The 17899-nt window shown below is 66.1% G+C and carries 21 protein-coding genes; 9 read left to right on the forward strand and 12 right to left on the reverse strand.

Features of this window, described 5'->3' with window-relative positions:
* Positions 1 to 3 precede the first annotated feature (3 nt).
* From hpaH to E5CHR_RS30120, 5 genes are read right to left on the reverse strand one after another with little or no spacing between them, the layout of a single operon-like run.
* Entirely contained in the window at positions 4 to 816 is an 813-nt protein-coding gene (hpaH, locus tag E5CHR_RS30100; protein WP_162583410.1) for a 2-oxo-hept-4-ene-1,7-dioate hydratase, read from the reverse strand.
* Positions 813 to 1688, reverse strand: coding sequence for a fumarylacetoacetate hydrolase family protein (locus E5CHR_RS30105; RefSeq protein WP_162583411.1), 876 nt, complete (start codon positions 1686 to 1688; stop codon positions 813 to 815). The genes hpaH and E5CHR_RS30105 overlap by 4 nt, the downstream gene beginning before the upstream one ends.
* Positions 1685 to 2572, reverse strand: a complete 888-nt coding sequence (locus E5CHR_RS30110; RefSeq protein ID WP_162583412.1) for an amidohydrolase family protein — start codon at positions 2570 to 2572, stop codon at positions 1685 to 1687. The genes E5CHR_RS30105 and E5CHR_RS30110 overlap by 4 nt, the downstream gene beginning before the upstream one ends.
* Before the next feature lie 25 nt (positions 2573 to 2597).
* Positions 2598 to 3017: a RidA family protein gene (locus E5CHR_RS30115; RefSeq protein WP_162583413.1), complete on the reverse strand. Its 420-nt coding sequence runs from the start codon at positions 3015 to 3017 to the stop codon at positions 2598 to 2600.
* Positions 3014 to 3979, reverse strand: coding sequence for a Bug family tripartite tricarboxylate transporter substrate binding protein (locus E5CHR_RS30120; RefSeq protein ID WP_443083132.1), 966 nt, complete (start codon positions 3977 to 3979; stop codon positions 3014 to 3016). The genes E5CHR_RS30115 and E5CHR_RS30120 overlap by 4 nt, the downstream gene beginning before the upstream one ends.
* Positions 3980 to 4184: 205 nt before the next feature.
* Between E5CHR_RS30120 and E5CHR_RS30125 the strand changes: the two genes are divergently transcribed.
* Complete coding sequence (locus tag E5CHR_RS30125) at positions 4185 to 4808, forward strand: flavin reductase family protein (protein WP_162583415.1); 624 nt, start codon at positions 4185 to 4187, stop codon at positions 4806 to 4808.
* The gene (locus E5CHR_RS30130) at positions 4808 to 5602 is read left to right on the forward strand and encodes an IclR family transcriptional regulator (RefSeq protein ID WP_162583416.1); all 795 of its coding nucleotides are present in this window, start codon (positions 4808 to 4810) and stop codon (positions 5600 to 5602) included. Before E5CHR_RS30125 ends, E5CHR_RS30130 begins: the two co-directional genes overlap by 1 nt.
* A gap of 71 nt (positions 5603 to 5673) precedes the next feature.
* On the opposite strand, the gene E5CHR_RS30135 is transcribed toward E5CHR_RS30130, so the two are convergent.
* On the reverse strand, positions 5674 to 6480 hold the full coding sequence (locus E5CHR_RS30135) for an alpha/beta fold hydrolase (protein ID WP_162583417.1): 807 nt from the start codon (positions 6478 to 6480) through the stop codon (positions 5674 to 5676).
* 480 nt (positions 6481 to 6960) lie between these two features.
* Here E5CHR_RS30135 and E5CHR_RS30140 point away from each other — a divergent pair, with 480 nt between their 5' ends.
* Positions 6961 to 7254, forward strand: a complete 294-nt coding sequence (locus E5CHR_RS30140; protein WP_232062247.1) for a copper-binding protein — start codon at positions 6961 to 6963, stop codon at positions 7252 to 7254.
* Between the two features lie 36 nt (positions 7255 to 7290).
* The gene (locus E5CHR_RS30145; protein WP_162583419.1) at positions 7291 to 8115 is read left to right on the forward strand and encodes a methyltransferase, TIGR04325 family; all 825 of its coding nucleotides are present in this window, start codon (positions 7291 to 7293) and stop codon (positions 8113 to 8115) included.
* A 186-nt stretch (positions 8116 to 8301) separates the two neighbouring features.
* Here E5CHR_RS30145 and E5CHR_RS30150 read toward each other — a convergent pair whose 3' ends face one another.
* On the reverse strand, positions 8302 to 8481 hold the full coding sequence (locus tag E5CHR_RS30150; RefSeq protein WP_232062248.1) for an oxidoreductase-like domain-containing protein: 180 nt from the start codon (positions 8479 to 8481) through the stop codon (positions 8302 to 8304).
* Positions 8482 to 8646: 165 nt separating this feature from the next.
* Here E5CHR_RS30150 and E5CHR_RS30155 point away from each other — a divergent pair, with 165 nt between their 5' ends.
* Complete coding sequence (locus tag E5CHR_RS30155; RefSeq protein ID WP_162583420.1) at positions 8647 to 9294, forward strand: dihydrofolate reductase family protein; 648 nt, start codon at positions 8647 to 8649, stop codon at positions 9292 to 9294.
* A gap of 205 nt (positions 9295 to 9499) precedes the next feature.
* Positions 9500 to 9685: a CsbD family protein gene (locus tag E5CHR_RS30160; protein WP_162583421.1), complete on the forward strand. Its 186-nt coding sequence runs from the start codon at positions 9500 to 9502 to the stop codon at positions 9683 to 9685.
* 66 nt (positions 9686 to 9751) lie between these two features.
* Here E5CHR_RS30160 and E5CHR_RS30165 read toward each other — a convergent pair whose 3' ends face one another.
* From E5CHR_RS30165 to E5CHR_RS30175, 3 genes are read right to left on the reverse strand one after another with little or no spacing between them, the layout of a single operon-like run.
* Positions 9752 to 10729 carry a Bug family tripartite tricarboxylate transporter substrate binding protein gene (locus E5CHR_RS30165; RefSeq protein ID WP_162583422.1) on the reverse strand — a complete coding sequence of 326 codons (978 nt, stop codon included), beginning with the start codon at positions 10727 to 10729 and terminating at the stop codon, positions 9752 to 9754.
* A gap of 34 nt (positions 10730 to 10763) precedes the next feature.
* Positions 10764 to 11984, reverse strand: coding sequence for an acyl-CoA dehydrogenase family protein (locus tag E5CHR_RS30170; RefSeq protein ID WP_162583423.1), 1221 nt, complete (start codon positions 11982 to 11984; stop codon positions 10764 to 10766).
* 16 nt (positions 11985 to 12000) lie between these two features.
* Entirely contained in the window at positions 12001 to 13566 is a 1566-nt protein-coding gene (locus tag E5CHR_RS30175) for an AMP-binding protein (RefSeq protein ID WP_162583424.1), read from the reverse strand.
* 127 nt (positions 13567 to 13693) lie between these two features.
* On the opposite strand from E5CHR_RS30175, the gene E5CHR_RS30180 reads away from it, so the two are divergent.
* Both E5CHR_RS30180 and E5CHR_RS30185 read left to right on the forward strand, forming a co-directional pair.
* Positions 13694 to 14662, forward strand: coding sequence for a LysR family transcriptional regulator (locus E5CHR_RS30180; protein WP_162583425.1), 969 nt, complete (start codon positions 13694 to 13696; stop codon positions 14660 to 14662).
* An 87-nt stretch (positions 14663 to 14749) separates the two neighbouring features.
* Positions 14750 to 14995: a hypothetical protein gene (locus tag E5CHR_RS30185; RefSeq protein ID WP_162583426.1), complete on the forward strand. Its 246-nt coding sequence runs from the start codon at positions 14750 to 14752 to the stop codon at positions 14993 to 14995.
* A 155-nt stretch (positions 14996 to 15150) separates the two neighbouring features.
* Here E5CHR_RS30185 and E5CHR_RS30190 read toward each other — a convergent pair whose 3' ends face one another.
* Both E5CHR_RS30190 and E5CHR_RS30195 read right to left on the reverse strand, forming a co-directional pair.
* A complete protein-coding gene (locus E5CHR_RS30190; RefSeq protein WP_162583427.1) occupies positions 15151 to 16665 on the reverse strand; it encodes a tripartite tricarboxylate transporter permease in 1515 nt (504 codons plus the stop codon).
* Positions 16666 to 16679: 14 nt separating this feature from the next.
* Positions 16680 to 17168, reverse strand: coding sequence for a tripartite tricarboxylate transporter TctB family protein (locus E5CHR_RS30195; RefSeq protein WP_162583428.1), 489 nt, complete (start codon positions 17166 to 17168; stop codon positions 16680 to 16682).
* Between the two features lie 275 nt (positions 17169 to 17443).
* On the opposite strand from E5CHR_RS30195, the gene E5CHR_RS30200 reads away from it, so the two are divergent.
* Positions 17444 to 17875 carry a MarR family winged helix-turn-helix transcriptional regulator gene (locus E5CHR_RS30200; protein WP_162583429.1) on the forward strand — a complete coding sequence of 144 codons (432 nt, stop codon included), beginning with the start codon at positions 17444 to 17446 and terminating at the stop codon, positions 17873 to 17875.
* The last annotated feature ends 24 nt before the right edge of the window (positions 17876 to 17899 follow it).

A 17899-nucleotide genomic window follows, 5' to 3' on the forward strand; every position in this document is an offset into this window, starting at 1 on the left:
CGTTCATCCGAAGTAGCAGGAGACCGTCCCGAACTCGCCGTAGTCGGCGACCACCGTATCACCCCTGGCCACGTCGACCGGTCGGATGAAGGAGCCCGCCAGCACGACCTCCCCTGCTTCCAGGGTCACGCCGAAGCGATGCAGCCGGTTCGCGAGCCACGCGACGCCGTACCCTGGATGATTCAGCACGCCCGCTGCCAACCCCGTTTCCTCGACCTCGCCATTGCGGCTCACGATCGCCCCGATGCGGCGCATGTCGGCATCGACCGCATCGGGCCGGAAGGGTCGCCCTCCGAGCACCAGGGCCGCGTTGGCGGCGTTGTCGGAGATGGTGTCGACCACCTTGCGCGTGCGCTGGGTCTCGGGGTCGACGCGCTGGATCCGCGCGTCGAGGATTTCCAGCGCCGGCGTGACGTAGGCGGTCGCGTCCAACACGTCGAACAACGTGCAATCCGGGCCCGACAGCGGCTTTCGCAGCACAAAGGCGAGTTCGGCCTCGATCTTCAGTTGCAGGAAGCGGTCGGCGGGAATCACGGCGCCGTCCCGGTAGAACATGTCGTCGAGCAAGGTGCCATAGTCCGGCTCCGATATGCCCACCGCGCGCTGCATGGCCTTGGAAGTGAGGCCGATCTTGTGCCCCTTGATGAACCGGCCGTTGTCCACCTTGAGCCGCATCCACGCATGCTGAATCGCGTAGGCGTCCTCGATCGTCATTTCCGGATGGTCGAGCGAGAATTGGCGGCAGGGCACGCGGGTGCGCTCCGCTTGCTCCAGTCGCTCGGCCGCCCGCACCAAGGTGTCCGCGTCCAGACTCACGACGCAACTCCTTCGGCATGCACCGTGTTGCGCAGGACGCCGACACCGCCGACTTCGATCTCGACCACGTCCCCGGGTTGCAGGAACTTCGGCGGGTTGAAGCGGATGCCTGCACCGATGGGTGTTCCGGTGGCGATGATGTCTCCGGGCTCCAGGGTGGTGAACGTCGACAGGTAGCCGATCAGATAGGCGAAGTCGAACATCAGGTTCGCGGTGGTGTCGTCCTGCCGCGTCTCGCCGTTGACTCGCGTCTGCACGCGCAGATCGCCATAGCCCTGCGGAAACTCGTCCGCCGTCACGATCCAAGGTCCGATCGCGCCGGAAGCGTTCCAGTTCTTGCCCTGCGTGACGTTGAACTTGGCGTGATGCACCCAGTCGCGGATCGTGCCCTCGTTCATGCAGGTCAGGCCTGCGATGCAGGCCAGAGCATCGCCGTCCTTGACCCTGCGCGCACGGCGGCCAATGACGATGGCAATCTCGCCCTCGTAGTCGAGCTGCCTCGATTCGAGCGGCTGCAGCAGAGGCTCGCCATGGGCCACGAACGATTCGGCCACGCGCATGAAGATGCTTGGATACTTCGGCAGCTCGCTGCCGTCCTTGTACTCGGCGTTTCGGTGTGCATAGTTCACGCCGATACAGAACACGCGACGCGGTCGGGCAACGGGCGTGTCGAGGCGGACGTCGGCCAACGCGTGGTCGGCAGCGGCGCCTTCGGCCACGGCACGCGCCTGGGACAGAGCGGCTTCTCCGCCCTCCAACAACGCCGCAACCGATGAGAACGATGGCAGTCGGCGGCCGAGATCGATGATGCCGTCGTCGACGACACACCCCCAGCGCGCAGCGCCTTCGTGGAGATAGCTGACGAGTTTCATGGGGTCTCGAATCCGAAGAAGCGGGCAGGGTTGTCGACGAGGATCTTGCGACGCGTTGGCGCGTCGGGCGCGAAGCGGTAGAGAAGTTCGAGCAGCGCGCCTTCGTTGGGGGGCTGCTTGACAGACACCGGGTGCGGCCAGTCGCTGCCCCAAACGCAGCGATCGGGCGCCGCATCGATCAGGCGCTGCGCCAGCGGCACGACGTCGTCCCATGGTGCGCCGGCTTTGGACAGCTTCTCGGAAAGCGACAGCATCACCCAGAAGTTGCCGCGCTTGAACAACTCAAGCATGCGTCGCAGGCTTGGATCGGCGTCACCCAAAGATGGATCGGCCCGTCCCATGTGATCGAGCAGTACCGGCACATCGAGCCCCTCGAAGGTAGAAAGCTGCTCGGCGATGCCGCCGGGTTCCGGCTGCACCTTCACGTACCAGCCGAGTTCCTTGACGCGCGCGAAGGCACGCGCCTGCTCATTGGCGCTCAGGCTGATGCCGAGGCCGCCGCGCGTGAAGCGAGCGCCGCGCACGCCGGCGTCATGCAGCTTCTGCAGATAGGCGTCGTCGCGTTCGGTCAGCACTGCGGCATTGGCGCACGCCATGTAGCGGCGAGGCCCTCCGCCATTGAGACCCTCCAGTGCATCGAGCACCACGCTGTGGTCGGCGCCGTAGGTAGTGGCCTGCACGATGACGCCGCGTTCGATGCCGATCGTGGCATGCATGGTTGCGGCCACCTGCCAGGTGGCGCTCGGCATCTCGTAGGCGGCATTCGGCCGCACCGGATAGCGCTCGCGCGGACCGAAGACATGGAACTGGCTGTCGCAAGCAAGTGCAGGAGGCAGAGGCGCGGGCGCGCGGGGATGCGGGTCGAAAGGAAGATAGTCGGGCATGGAAACTCCGGAAATCGGGGGCGGCTCAGGCGATCCAGGCCGTGAAGCTGCACTCGATCAATTTGCCCATGTCGAGTTCGGGCGCGATGATCGCGTGGCGGGCGGGCCGCGAGGCAGCGTCCGGGAACAGCTCGAGCCATGGCACATTGAGCGCCGGGCGCTGGCTGCGGTCCTTCATCCAGACCGTGACCTTGACGATGTCCTGCGTGCCGCCGCCAGCCGACTCGACGATGCGACGCATGTTCTCGAGCATGAAGCGGCATTGCGCCTCGATCGTGGCCGCCGGCTTGCCAGTCGCGGGGTCGTTGCCCTGGATGCTCCCGCTCTCCAGCAGGGGGCCGATCCGGCACGCCGCGGGAATGGGATTCTTGTGGCTGAATCCCTCGACGTAGATGCTGGTGCGCGCGGCCGGAGCGGCACGCCCGAGGTTTGGGGCCGTAGTCATTCTGCGGTGATGTTGGCTTGCTTGATGACGGGCATCCAGCGCGCGTCTTCCTTGGTCAGGAACTCACGAAACTGCTCGGGGGAACTGCCGCGCGCCTCGGAGCCGAGCGCCTGGAATTTGCCCTGGACGGCCTTGTCGGCCAGGATCTTCTGCAGCGCCTCCGAGAAGCGCGCCACGATCTCGGGCGGGGTGCCGCGCGGCGCCAGAATGCCCGTGAAGGTTTCAGTGCTGAAGTCCTTGAAGCCGGCTTCCTGCAGCGTCGGAACGTCGGGCAGCTGCGGCAGGCGCTTGGGCGACGTCACGGCAAGCGCACGCGTGCGGCCTTGCTGGATGAACGGGCCTGCCACCGAGATCTGGTCGAAGTTGAATTGGACCTGGCCGCCGAGCAGATCCGTGGTCGCCGGCGCGTTGCCCTTGTAGTGCACGGTGGTCCAATGCGCGCCGCTTTCCCGCTGCAGGTATTCGCTGACCAGATGGTTTTGAGTTCCGGCGCCGGGCGAGGCCATCGTCAGCGCGTTGCCAGACTTCTTGCCTGCAGCGATCAGGTCGGCAATCGTCTTGTACGGCGTGGATGGATGCACCTGAAGCACCAGCGGTGTGAATGACACCGAGCTGACCGGCGCGAAGTCCTTCTTCCAGTCATAGGCGTTGTTGCGCTTGAAGATGGTTGGAGAGAACAGGATCGGCCCGTTCGCACCCATGAAGAAGGTGTAGCCGTCCGGTTGCGCCTTGGCGACGGCTTCGCCGGCGATCATTCCGCCGGCCCCGGGTCGGTTGTCGACGATGAAGGGCTGCTTCAGGAGGGCCTGCAACTGCTCGCTGATGATCCGGGCGGCTCCATCGACGTTTCCGCCCGGCGGATACGGAAGCACGAGCTTGACGGGTTTGTCCGGCCAGTTGCTCTGGCCCGCCGCAGGCAATACCGCCAGAGCGGCGCTGACAGCAAGAATGACGTTGGCGATTTTCAAGGTGTATGTCTCCTGTGGGTGGAGCCACGATTCGCGAGCTCCGTGGCCGAATGGAGACTGTAGAAATCAGCTTGCCTCGCTGCAATGGCAGATGCAGACTTAAGTCCATAAGGTGGACGTTTTTGGAAGTCTCTGGTCGGCATGCGGTGCACGCCTGCGGACAATCGAGCGCACTGCAACTTTGGCAAGAGGCCCCGCCATGTTCCTGGAAGCTGCCACACTGTCGCCGGAAGCCACCTACCGCTTGATGAGCGGCATCGTGGTGCCGCGTCCGATCGCCTGGATCACCTCGCTCTCCTCTCAAGGGGTGGTCAATCTTGCCCCGTTCTCCTGCTTCACCTTCGTGTCCAACAAGCCGCCGCTACTGGGCGTGAACGTGGGTCGCAAGGCGGGTCAGCGAAAGGACACCGGGGCCAACATTCATGCGCTGGGGGAGTTCGTGGTGAACATCGGCAACGCGTCGCAATTGACGGCCATTCACGAGAGCAGCGCGGAGCACCAACCGGACGTCAGCGAGACGGAGTTGCTGGGACTGCCCACGTTGCCCAGCCTGACGATCCGTGTGCCTCGTCTTGCCGAAGTGCCAATCAGCATGGAGTGCCGGCTGGAGCGAGTGATCGAGTTCGGAAGCACAGGCGCAGAGTTCTTTGTCGGCGAAGTCACTACCTTCCACCTTCGGGAAGGATTGGTGAGCGACGGCAAGGTGGACACCCGGCTGCTGGATCCGGTCTGTCGCATCGGCGGGCCGAACTACGCGAGGCTCGGCGAGATCGTCACCCTGCGAGGCATGCAGCAGACTCCCAAGTCGGTGATGGATCGCTGATGCCCCCTGATGAAGGCGAAGGGACTGCGGGTGCGCAAAGCGTGCGCCGTGCCTTGGCAGTCCTCCGCGTGCTCGCCTCTGGGCAGGAGCGCGGCGTCCGGCTCACGGACGTCGTCAGTCATACCGGGCTCAATCGCCCGACCGTGCATCGCTTGCTACGCGTGCTGATCGAGGAAGGCGCGGTCGAACAGGACCCTTCAACAAGGCGCTACATGATCGGCGGAGATGTCTCGCTGCTTGGCCTTGCGCGATCAGCACGGTTTCCGATCCGCGCCATTGCGGAGCCGCATCTGCGCTATCTCAGCGACGTTTTGGGCGACACCGCGTTCCTGACCATCCGCAACGGGGCCGACTCGGTCTGCATCGATCGCTGGCCGGGCAGCTTTCCTGTCAAGGTGCTGTCGATCGAGATCGGTGCCCGCCGGCCTTTGGGCGTTGGGGTCAGCGGCCTGGTGCTGCTCGCGTCGTTGCCCCATGCAGAGACCGTCGAGATCGTGCGGCGCAACACACACCGGCTGCAAGCCATGCACGTCGACCCGGACGAAGTCTTGGACCGCGCGGCACGGGCCCGCGCCTTGGGTTATGCCTACGCCCCAGTCGGCGTCGTGCCGGGCTCTCGTGCTCTCGCAGTTCCCGTGCGCCTGGCGGATGGGCGCACCATTGCCGGCTTGGCGATCGCCACGATCACGGAACGGCTTCCGGACAAACGGGTGCAAAGCGTGGTGCAAGTGATGAAGGAACGTGCGGACTTGATCGGCGCTCAAGCGGCAGAGATCGCACGGCGCAGGCGATAGAACACTTCGCCTCGACCGAAGGGTTCGGGCCGCAGACATGGCCGCCGGGCCACGCGGGCGAACGTCATGCCTTACGTCGTCGGCATTCCATCGACGTGTTGCCTGATCACTGCGGCGATCTCCGCCGCATGGCTGCTGGGAAGAAAGTGGCTCCCGCCCTCGATCGTGACGAGATGGGCCCAGGGGATCGAATCGTATAGAAGCTCGGCGATCCGGCGCATGGCAGGGTGGCCGTTTGCTCCGCGAACCACCGTCGTCGGAATGGCGATCGACCGCAGCGTCTCCTTGCCGGGTTCGAAGGGCGTTCCGGAGGACCAGTCGCGTACGTTCACCGCCGTGGTCGAGACGACGTAGCTGCGAACCTTCGGCGGCATCGAATCGAAGGTGCCCAGGCCGCCATAGAAGTCGATGACGTGGCGAGCCGCCTCGGCATCGCCCCGCGCGAAGTCGGAAAAGTACGGACGCGTCATCGACTCGAACATCGCGTAGTGCTCCAGATCGCCCGCCGCACGCAGGAGGCCCAGAGGGTTTGCCTCTACAAGCAGCAAGCTCTGGGGCTTGCGCCGCCCCGTCAGGGCATGCACGAGGGCGGAAAGTCCACCGTACGAGTGCCCCACGACATGGGGAGACGTGCCGATCCGGTGGATGATCCGATCGACGAGATCGACCTGCTGCGCCATGGTGGCATTGCCGTCCGGCCGGGTGTCGGGCGTCGATCCGTAGCCCAGCAGGCTGGTCGTGACCGTGCGGTAGTGGTCACCGAGATGTCCCAGAACGGCCTTCCAGCCCGTGCCCGTTCCGAAACTCCCGGGCAGAAACAAGATGGCGGGGCCTGAACCCTTCTCGGCGTAGTCGAACGCAATGGTTTGCTCAGTCACGACAACCTCCTGGCAGAGAGCACATCGCGTTGCGCCGCTTGGCCGCGCCGCTCATCGCCCGATCGGAATGCACAGACCCCCCAGGCGATGCACCCGGAGGCCGACATCAATGTACATCGCAATTGGATGATCGTTCGAATCAGCGAATGCCCGCATTTGACTCGTTCGCGAACGCCGCAGACGCGCCATGGGACGACCGCTCCTGGCCCGCATTCAGCCATCAAAGTGGAATATGAATCGAAAGCGGAGTTCACCAGCTCCGATGACATCTCGCGCCAAGAGGTCCGCCGCCTTCACGTACTAAGGACTTCACAATGGGGCCAAGCGTTTGCACAACGACCTCGGCCGCGTCCGGACGACGACTCGCATGCTCCGCCAACGCGCGTCAATCAGATCGGTGATTTAGCTCTGACATCCGATAGCTGATAGATGCGAGGCCTCGCGCATCCAGCTCTGCCACGGTCAGCGGCCACCGGCTTGGTGCCTCCCTCGACAACGCTATGCGGCGGCGCAGCGCCAGCGACAAGCGGTGATCCCGCCACCACCACCACCGAGCTCGCCGAAGGCGAGGTCCGCAAGGTGGACAAAGAGAGCAAGAAGCTCACGCTCAAGCACGGCCCGGTGAAGAACCTGGATATGCCCGCCACGACCATGGTCTTCCAGGTGAAGGAGGACGCGATGCCCGACACGGTTCAGGCTTGCGTCAAGGTTTGCTTTCAGGCCGAGAACGTCGACTGCAAGTTCACGGTCACCACGCTCGAAGCGGCGCATTAGCCCGGCCCCTGCGAAGCCGCCGAGAAGGAGGTTGCCATGACGACACATGCGAGCGCCGCGCAGATCGTGCGCGAGCTTTTGGAGGGACCGGTCACTCGATCCGCATTGGTGCGATGGCGGCGGAAACAGTTTCTTGGCAAGGATGGGTTCGGCTTCTACTTCGGTTTGTTCGACAGCTTTGCGGCTGCGCGGGCATGGCTGCCTCCGAACCCGGAATTCAACAACGAGGCTCTGGCGACCGAATACGTCGAAGTCCGGACCCAGCAGGTATTCGCCTATGACTATCCTGTGATGTGGTGGCTCGAGCGCGCGTTTCGTCATGGGGCCAGGAGCGTGCTGGACATAGGCGGCTCCGTCGGTGTCCATTGCCTTGCCTATCGGCGCTACATCGAAATGCCTCCCGAGGTGACTTGGCGGGTCGTCGAGGTTCCGGCAATCGTCTCGATCGGCCGCAAGCTCGCTGCCGAACGTGGAGTTCCCGAACTGTTTTTTACCGATGACCTGGAAGGAGCTCTGAGCGGCGGCGCTGAGGTCTGGATTTCCGCGGGCGCTCTCCAGTACATGGAAGATGCGCGACCGGGCGATCTGCTCAAGCGGAGCAAGGCGATGCCCATGCACCTGTTGCTCAACAAGTTGCCTCTCTACGACGGTGATGACTTCGTGACCACCCAGAACATCGGCGAGGGATGCTTCGCGCCCCTGCATGTGTTCAACCGAGATCGCTTGATTCGCAGTGTCGAGGCACTGGGCTACACCTTGCGGGATCGATGGCTAGTTCACGAGAGATCCCTGTACCTGCCGGGCTACCCGGAACGTTCGTTCCCGTTCTTCAGCGGACTGTATTTCGCGGCTGAACCCTGACCAAAGGCTCCGTTGCAAGCCTCGAGAGCGTCAAACAAGGGGTTCGAGATCATCGTTCGTTAGCGATGTCGGGAGGAACAGGGACCCGACTCGAAGGTTTTTTTGCCAGCGCAAACCGTGAGCGGCCGGACCACTGTGCCGCACCTTCGGCGTGAGTAGGTTCCTCTAGGCTCGGATGCCTGGCAGTCAGCCCGGCCCGCGCGCCAGGTGCTCCAACGCATCCTCGCACCACCACGTCACGGCCGCGAAGTAGCCTTCCCACACACAACCGTTGCAGCCCCTGCCGCAGCAGGTGGTGGGTTCGGGGGGCGGTGCACGGAATTGTTGTATGCCCTCGGCGCGCAGGCGGGCAGCGATGGGGTGCATGGCCACTCGGGCTGAGATGGCATCGGTAATGGGGGGAAGGGGCGACACGCGGGTCATGGAGCGAAGCGTCATTCTCAATGGCGGCAGAAACCGCGGCTTGATTGTCATTGCTGCGCGAATCCGCAGCTCCTAGACTCGCTGCTTCGCATTCAACGGGTGAACAGCATGTCAAGGCTTCGATTGAGGATCTCCATGTCGCTGGACGGATTCGTCGCGGGTCCAAATCAAAGTTTGCAGGAGCCGCTGGGCACCGGCGGCGAGCAGCTGCACCAGTGGGTGTTCCCGCTGGAGGCCTGGCGGCGCCCGCATGGCCTGGAGGGCGGCGTGGCCAACGAGAGCACGCCGGTGATGGAAGAGGAACTTGCCAACATCGGCGCGACCATCATGGGCCGCAACATGTTCGGCGGCGGGCCGGGCCCGTGGAGCAAGACAGACCCCTGGGAGGGCTGGTGGGGCCGCAATCCGCCCTTTCGTCACCCTGTGTTCGTGCTGACGCATCACGCGCGCGACCCGTTGATCATGGAAGGCGGCACGAGCTTCACCTTCGTCACCGACGGAATCGAAAGTGCGTTGGATCAGGCGCGGCGCGCCGCCGGCGGAAAGGACGTCGCGCTGGCGGGCGGCGCGCGCGCTGCGCAGCAGTACCTCAAGGCCGGGCTGGTCGACGAGATGCAGTTGCACCTGGTTCCAAAGCTGCTCGGCGGTGGCGAGCGCTTGTTCGATGGCCTCGGCTCCCTGCAGGCGCTCGCGTTGGCCAAAACGGTCACGGCCCCGGATGTGACTCACCTGAAGTTCGTGAGAAACGCCGCATAGGCCGGCGCTGCAGCGCGAGGAGTTCGCGCCGTGATCGCGCTGTCTCGAATGCGAAACCAGCGAGGTGTCAGGCAGGTACTACAGCAAGACGCGACGAAATAGCTCCAGCGCTGGACTGGCATCAGCCGACACCTCGACTGCTGCCACATGGCAGTGACACGGTGGTGCCATCGCTCCCGGGTCAACACCTTCCAGAGGAATCGAGATGAACAAGGATCAAGTCAAAGGCGGCCTCGAGCAGGCCAAGGGCAGTGTGAAGGAGACCGTGGGCAAGGCAACCGGCAATGAAAGACTGCAGGCCGAAGGCACTGCGGACAAGACGGCTGGCGCTGTGCAGAAGAAGGTCGGCGACGTGAAGGACGCCGTCAAGACGGTCACGAAGAAGCCCTGAGTTCCGCCAACCGCCCAGTCAGAAACTTCACACGCGGCCGTCGGCGGCCGCGTGCAGCCGCAAGGGCTATTGCGGCTCGATATTCGCCACCTTCATGAGCTTCTCGGTCAGCGCGATTTCCGCCTGCAGGCTCTGAGCAAACTGCTCAGGCGTGCTCGGCACGACTGCCGCGCCATTGGCCTCGAGCTTCTCCCGCACTTCGGGCGTCGCAAGCGCCTGGCCCAACGCCTCCCGCACCTTCTGCACGACGGGCGCGGGTGTGCCCTTGGGCAGGGCCAGCCCGCCGAAGGAAACGAGTGAAATGCCGGGTACTCCCGCCTCGGCCAGCGTGGGCACCTTGTCGAGCCGGACGTTGCGTTCGGGTGAAAGGACCGCCAGCGGCACGAGCTTGCCGCCCTGGATGTGCGGCAGCGCAGGCGCGACGAGGGAGAGCGCAAAGTCGACCTGCTTGCCGGCAACGGCATTGGTGGATTCCGAGGCGCCCTTGTACGGCACATGCAGCGCCTTGGTGCCGGTGGCTGCCAGGATCAGCTCGGCGCCCATGTGCGAGGGCGTGCCGACGCCGCCGGAGGCATAGGCCATCTTGCCGGGACTCTTGCGCAGGTGCTCGACGAGCTGCTTCACGCTGGTGATGCCCGAGTCCGGGTTGACCACGATGACCGAGTCGGATTGCGTGATGCGGCCGACGTGGATGAAGTCCTTCATCACGTCGAAGCCGGGCTTGCGGTACATGCGCATGTTGGTGGCCATGGGCGAACCGCTGTAGACCCAGGTGTAGCCGTCGGCGGGCGCCTTGGCGGCGAGCTGGGCGCCGATGTTGCCGGCGACGCCGCCGCGGTTCTCGATGACGATGGGCTGACCGAGGATCTTCGACATCGCGTCGCCTGTGATGCGCACGGTGGTGTCGGGCGCGGTACCGGCGAGGTAGGGGACGATCCACTTGATGGGGCGGCTGGGGTAGTCCTGCGCGTGCGCGCCGGCAGTGGTGGCGAGGGCGGCCGCTGCTGCGGCAGCGAGGACGAGGGCGCGGCGAATGGTGTTCATGGGTGTGTCTCCAGAGGCTGTTGTATGGAAGGCGTCAGCGGACTGCGCCGCCCAGCAGTTCGCGGGCGATGGTGTTGCGCTGGATCTCGCTGGTGCCGGTGAGCACGCGGTACATGCGCAGCAGGCGGAACAGGAACTCGACGCGGCTGCCCTGGACGATGCCTTCTCCGCCGTGCACCTGCACGGCCCGGTCGGCGATGCGAAAGGCGGTCTCGGAGCAGAAGAGCTTGGCCATCGAGGCATCGGCGCGGGCCTCGCCGCCGGCGTCGAGGGTGCGGGCGACGCTGAGCATGAGCGCGCGGGCAGCGGCCAGCTCGGTGGCCATGTCGGCCAGGATGTGCTGCACGGCCTGGAAGGCGCCGATCGGCTGGCCGAACTGGCGACGGTGCGTCGCGTGGGCCAACGAATCCTGCAGGGCGAGGCGCGCAAGGCCGAGCATGGCAGGACAGTGCAGCAGCCGATTGACGGTGATGCGCCCGAGCGCAAGCGCAAGGCCCTTGCCCTGTTCGCCGATGAGGTTGGCGGCGGGGATGCGGCAGTCGGTCAGCACGATGTTGCCGGTGCCCGACTGGCCGGCCATGGTCTTGTAGCCGGTCTCGACCTTGAAGCCGGGGCGGTCGCGCTCCACGAAGAAGGCGGTGGTCTCGCGCCGCTCGGGGTCGTCGCTGGTGGAGGCGATGACGACGGCCATGTCGCAGAAGGGCGACCCGGAGATGAAGCGCTTGGTGCCGTTGAGGACGAACTCGTCGCCCACGCGCACGGCGCGGGTCTGGACGGCGCCCGCATCGGAGCCTGCCTCGGGTTCGGTGATGGCGAAGCAGATGGCCTTTTCGGCGCGGGCCACGGGGAGGATGAAGCGGCCCATCTGGTCAGCCGTGGCGTGCTTTGCCAGCGCGCCGACGCGCGGCGGGCCGGACAGCTCGCCGAGCACGTGCGCCGCCAGGGGCGAGCCGCTGGCGTAGATGGCTTCCTTGATGAGGCAGTGGTCATGCACGCTGAAGCCGGCGCCGCCCAAAGCCTTGGGCAGGGTGACGCCGTAGAAGCCGTGTTCGCGCGAACGGCGCCAGACCTCGTCGAGCACCGGGCGCGGCGCGCCGGACTCGTAGTCGATGCCGTGCTCGGCCACGAGGGGCTGCAGCTCCTCGCGGATGAAGGCCAGCACGCGCGCGATGAAATCCCGGGCGGCTTCGGAGCCTTCGAAACGGGGGGCTTCGGCGCTGCGCAGGGTGGGGGTGGAGGTGGTGTTTGCATCCATGGCGTGGGCCCCGTGCTTAGTTGACGCGTCGCTCGCGGCCGCGCCAGTAGGGCTCGCGCACGTCCTTGCGTGAGAGCTTGCCGTTCGCGTTCTTGGGCAGGTGATCGATGAATTCCACCGAGCGCGGCCGCTTGAAGTCGGCGAGCCGGCCGCGGCAGAAGTCCATGAGCTCGCCGGCCTCGGCCTGGGCGCCGTCTCGCAGCACGACGATGGCCTTGACCGATTCGCCCCAATGGTCGTCGGGCACGCCGATGACGCAGACCTCGTACACGGCGGCATGCTGCGCGAGCACGGCCTCGACCTCGGTGGGGTAGACGTTGAAGCCGCCGGAAACGAGCATTTCCTTCTTGCGGTCGACGATGTGGATGTAGCCCTCGCGGTCCACGCGGGCGAGGTCGCCGGTGTGCAGCCAGCCGTCGTCGCCGAGGGCTTCGCGAGTGGACTCGGGGGCGCGCCAGAAGCCGGCGAAGACGTCGGGCCCGCGCACGCAGATTTCGCCGATGTCGTCGCCCTCGACGGGGCGCCCCTGCTCGTCGAGCACCTGGATGTCGGATTCGCAGGAGGGGCGTCCGCAGGCGGAGAGCAGCTCGGGGCGGCCGCCTTCGATGGCGAGCGCGTGGTCCTCGATGCCGAGGGCAATCACGCCGCCGGTGGTCTCGCCGGCGCCGTAGCCTTGCGACAGGACGGGGCCGAAGGCGGCCCAGGCCTCGCGAATGCGCGCCGGGGACATCGGCGCGGCGCCGTAGGAGACCAGGCGCAGGCTGCTCAGGTCGCGGGTGCGGATGGTGGGCTCGGCAAGGAGCGCATTGATCATCGCGGGGACGAAGAAGCACATGGTGACGCGATGCTTTTCGATGGCCTCGAGGATCTCGGCGGGCTGGAAGCGCTCCATGAGCAGCACCGTGGCGCCCTGGTAGAGCATGGGCTGGATGAACATGCCACTGGCGTGGGTGATGGGGCCGCAGAGCATGAGCAGGTCGCCGCGGCCGGCATGCATGCGGCCCATGACGATCTTGCGCAGCGATGCCATGCGGTTGCCCACGGTCTGCATGGCCGCCTTGAGCTTGCCGGTCGAGCCCGAGGTGTAGTGCAGCACGGCGAGTTCGTCGGGGCGCATGTCGACGCGAATGTGCGTGTCCGAGGCCTGGGCCAGCAGGGCTTCGTAGTCGAGCCAGCCACGCTCGGCGGGAGCGGGGGTGAAGGCGATGCGGTGTTTGAGGCCCTCGAGCGGGGCGGCGGCTTCGTCAACCATGGTGCGGTGCTCGGGGCCGGCGAGACAGGCCACCGGCTCGGCGTTGGCGAGCGCATCGGCCAGCTCGGCGGGAGCGAGGCGCGCGTTGAGCGCGACCTTGACCAGGCCCAGCTTGTAGAGCGCGCATTCGAGCTCGACGATCTCGGGGCGATTCGGGGAAACGACGGCCACGCGGTCGCCACGCTGCAGGCCGAGCGCGAGGAGGGCGTGCGCGAGGCGATTGGACCGACGTTCCAGCTCGGCGTAGCTGACCACGCGGTCGCGGAAGAGGATGGCGGGCCGGTCGGCCCAGAAGCGTGCGCTGCGCGCGGTGTACGTGCCGAGGTTCATGAGGTGTCTCCGTATGGCTTGCAGTCTAGGAAGACGGCGGGCAACGCTGGATAAGCGAAACGGCAGCCCTGATAAGCTGGCGTGATCACCAGACAAGGGCCCGGCGCAGGGCCCGGAGGCAAGCGACATGGGCGTGCGGCTCGACGACATCGACTATTTCCTGGCGGTGGCGCATCACGGCAAGGTGCGGGCCGCCGCGGCGGCCTTGGACGTCTCGCAGCCGGCCATCACGCAGGGACTGCAGCGGCTGGAGAAGGAGCTGGGCTTTCCGCTCTTCGAGCGCAGCAGCCGCGGGATGCAGCTGACGGCCGTGGCCACGCAGTTCCGGGAACGCACTCAGGCGCTGCGCACGAGCCTCGGTGAGGCGATCAAGGAGGCGGCGGACATGCACCTCGGCGAGCTGGGACTGCTGCGAGTGGGAGTCTCGCCGCTGTACGCGCAGCGGCTGTTCGTACCAACAACGGTGGCGCTGCACCGGCAGCGACCGGCCGCGCGGCTGCGGCTGATGCTGAATTTGAACGATGCGCTGGTGGCGGCGCTTCGGCTGGGGGACATCGACCTGTCGATCAACGCGCTGCCGGGCGTGGTCGCGCCGGACCTGCAGGCGCTGCCGCTGATCGACGACGCGCTGTGCCTGGTGGTTCGCGAGCACCACCCGCTGCTGTCGAAGCGGCGCCTGCGGCTGCAGGACCTGGTCGATGCGCGCTGGATCCTGCCGGGGCCCGCGGTCGCGGCGCGGCGCAACGTGGAAGGCCGGCTGGCCGAGGCCGGGCTGCCGCCGCCGCGCGTGACGGTGGAAGTGAGCAACACAGCCGGCGGGCAGCTGAACCGGCTGGTGGCGCAGAGCGACCTGGTGTCGATCATGAGCGAGTCGCAGCTGGGCATGGCCATCGGCGAAGGATTGGTACCGCTGCCGATGGCCGATGCGCGCTTCACGCGCACCATCGGCGCACTGACGCGCAAGGGTGCCGCACTGCCTCCGCTGGCGCTGCGCTTCCTGGAGCTGTTGGAGGAGACGGCCCGCGCGGAGGGCGCGCCGGCGCGGCCCGCCGCGCGCAGGGGCGGCGCGGCCAGGCCCCGGGCGTCATCGACCTGAAATCGCGCTGAACGCCGTGTAGGCCGGCGCTGATTGCGCGCGTCCCGATTGCCGGCAATCATCCGGCGGACTATCGAGGACTGATGTATGAATCTGTTGAGCGTCGACCTCTATCAGAGTGCCACCAATCCAGAGAAATTTCTGGCCCTTCCGGCTGGAGTCGATCCGGCCGAACTGACGGGTCCGATGGTCTTCGACAAGGACTACGCGGAAATCGTCAGATACCAACAGGCGTTCGAGTTCGATCCTGAGGAGTCTTATGCGGGGGTCAACGCCGCCAAGATCGCCGCAGACCTGTTGACATTGAAGTGGGCGATGTACCAGCGCTCGTAGGTCAGCCCCGCCGGCTCACGCCATAGCATTGCGGGTCGACCCGAAGAGCGCCGACCCGGAATCGGGTATCGCCGGGGAGTTTCGACGACTCGCTGCGAGTCCCATTCCACCCGCTCCCTGGCCTGGGTCTTCAGGTGGATCCACGCCACCGGCCATCAACCTTCCTCGACAAAGGCCTCCTCGCGCTTGGACCGTACCGCGGGCATCAGCACGATGGTCAGCAGCAAAGCGGCGGCCACCAGCAGGCCGGCCGAGATGGGCCGCGTGACGAGAACGCTCCAGGAGCCGCGCGACAGCAGGAGCGCACGCCGCAGGTTCTCTTCCATCATCGGTCCGAGGATCAGCCCCAGCAGCAGCGGTGCAGGCTCGCAGCCCAGCTTGCTGAAGGCATAGCCGATGATGCCGAACAGGCCCACCATCCAGACGTCGAAGGTGTTGTTGTTGGTCGAGTAAACGCCGATCGCGCAGAACAGCACGATGGCCGGGAACAGCCAGCGGTAGGGAATCGACAGCAGCTTGATCCAGATGCCGATCAGCGGCAGGTTGAGCACGATCAACATCAGGTTGCCGATCCACATCGAGGCGATCAGGCCCCAGAAGAGCTCCGGGTTGCTGGTCATCACCTGCGGGCCGGGCTGGATGTTGTGGATGGTCATCGCGCCGACCATCAGCGCCATCACCGGGTTGCCGGGAATGCCGAGCGTCAGCAGCGGAATGAAGGAGGTCTGCGCGCCCGCATTGTTGGCCGACTCGGGCCCGGCCACGCCGCGGATGTTGCCCTTGCCGAAGGGAATCTCGCCGGCACCGAGCCTGAGCTTCTTCTCCAGCGTGTACGAGGCAAAGGCCGACAGCAATGAACCGCCGCCGGGCAGGATGCCCAGGGAGCAGCCCAGCGCGGTGCCGCGCAGCACGGCCGGAATCATGTTCCTGAAGTCCTCCCGCGTCGGCCACAGGCCCTGCAGCTTCGCGGTGAAGACCTCGCGCTCGTGCTCGGGTTGCGCCAGGTTGGAGATGATTTCACCGTAGCCGAACACACCCATGGCGATGGCGATGAAGCTGATGCCGTCGGTCAGTTCCGGAATGTCGAAGCTGAAGCGCGCCACGCCGGAGTTCACGTCGGTGCCGACCAGTCCGATCAGCAGGCCCAGCACGATCATGCAGATGGCCTTGAGCAGCGAGCCCGAGGCCAGCACCACCGCGCCGATCAGGCCCAGCACCATCAGCGAGAAGTACTCGGCGGGGCCGAACTTGAAGGCCAGCTCGGTCAGCGGCGGTGCGAAGGCCGCGAGGATGAGCGTGCCGACGCACCCTGCAAAGAAGGAGCCCAGGCCGGCGGCCGCGAGCGCGGCGCCTCCGCGCCCCTGCTTGGCCATCTGGTGCCCGTCGATCACCGTCACCACCGAGGACGATTCGCCCGGCAGGTTGACCAGGATCGCGGTGGTGGAGCCGCCGTACTGCGAGCCGTAGTAGATGCCGGCCAGCATGATCAGCGCGGCCACCGGCGGAAGCGCATAGGTGGCCGGCAGCAGCATCGCGATGGTGGCGACCGGGCCGATGCCCGGGAGCACGCCGATCAGCGTGCCCAGCAGGCAGCCGACGAAGGCATAGATCAGGTTTTGCAGCGTGACCGCATGGCCGAAGCCGAGCGCGAGATGTTCGATGAGTTCCATGATGATGCGGGTCCTCAGCCCGTGATGAAGGTGGGCCAGACCTGGAACTGCAGGCTCAGGCCGAGGATGAAGGTCACGTAGCTGCCGATGGCAAGCACCGTGGCCAGGATCAGCGCCGCCTTCATCTGGAAGGTGGAGCCGGCCAGGCTGGCGACGACGACCAGGGCGTAGATCGCGACAACGAGGCCGAGGGCCGGCAGTCCGATGCTGGGCAGGCCGCCCAGCAGGATGCCGAAGACCAGGTTCGCGCCGATGATGAGAAGCAGCGGCTTCCAGGCAATGCGGCCGATGGGTTCGCCATCGGGAGTGTCGATGGTGACGGCGCCGAGGATCACGCCCAGGCCCAGCACGGCCAGGAGCACGCCCAGCATGAGCGGGAAATAGCCCGGACCCATGCGGGCGCCGGTGCCGATGCTGTAGTTGGTGGCGCCGATGGCGAACGCAGCGCCGACGACTGCGAACATCAAGCCGGCGAAGAAGTCTCGTTGGCTCCTGATTTTCATGAATGCACTTTCGAAGGATCGGGACAAGGAGGAAACGACCGCCGTGCCGGCGCAGGCCGGTCGGCCATGCGCAGCCGGAGGGCCGCGCAGGCGCAGGCGACGCCCGTCCCGCATGCGGATGCAGGTCCGTCTACGGCGCCGCGATCGAATTACGTCATGTTATGAGGCTTTTTACCTCACATAATGAGTAATTACCCTGGCCCCGGCATTTGTGCCGCTCGGCAGGAAAGGAAGCGCCTTGCTACATTGCGGGGACTTCCCGCAGGTAGATCAACATGTCCAAGAACGAGCAGAGCGCGTCGAAGCGGCGCATGGAGGCGCTGTCGGCGTTCAGGCACCGGCTGCGCAGCTTCCTGCGATTCAGCGAGGATGCGGCGCGCGAGGCCGGCGTCACCGTGCAGCAATACCAGGTGATGCTGCACACGCAGGGTTTCCCGGGCCGCGAGTGGGCCTCGATCAGCGAGATTGCCGAGCGCCTGCAGGCGCAGCCGCACGGGGTGGTGGCACTGGTATCGCGCTGCGAGGAGGCCGGCCTGGTCCGGCGCCAGCCCAGCACCGTCGACCGGCGGCTCGTGGAGGTGCACCTGCTTCCCAAGGGGCGCAAGGTGCTGTCGCAGCTCGCGCGGCAGCATGCGCTGGAGCTGTCGCACCTCGCCGAGGCGGTCCGGCTGGCGAGCGAGATCGGCGGCGAGGGCGAGGAAGGCTAGGCGCCTCGATCCATCGCCGGCGCT

Source organism: Variovorax sp. PBS-H4 (assembly GCF_901827205.1).
Lineage (GTDB): Bacteria > Pseudomonadota > Gammaproteobacteria > Burkholderiales > Burkholderiaceae_C > Variovorax.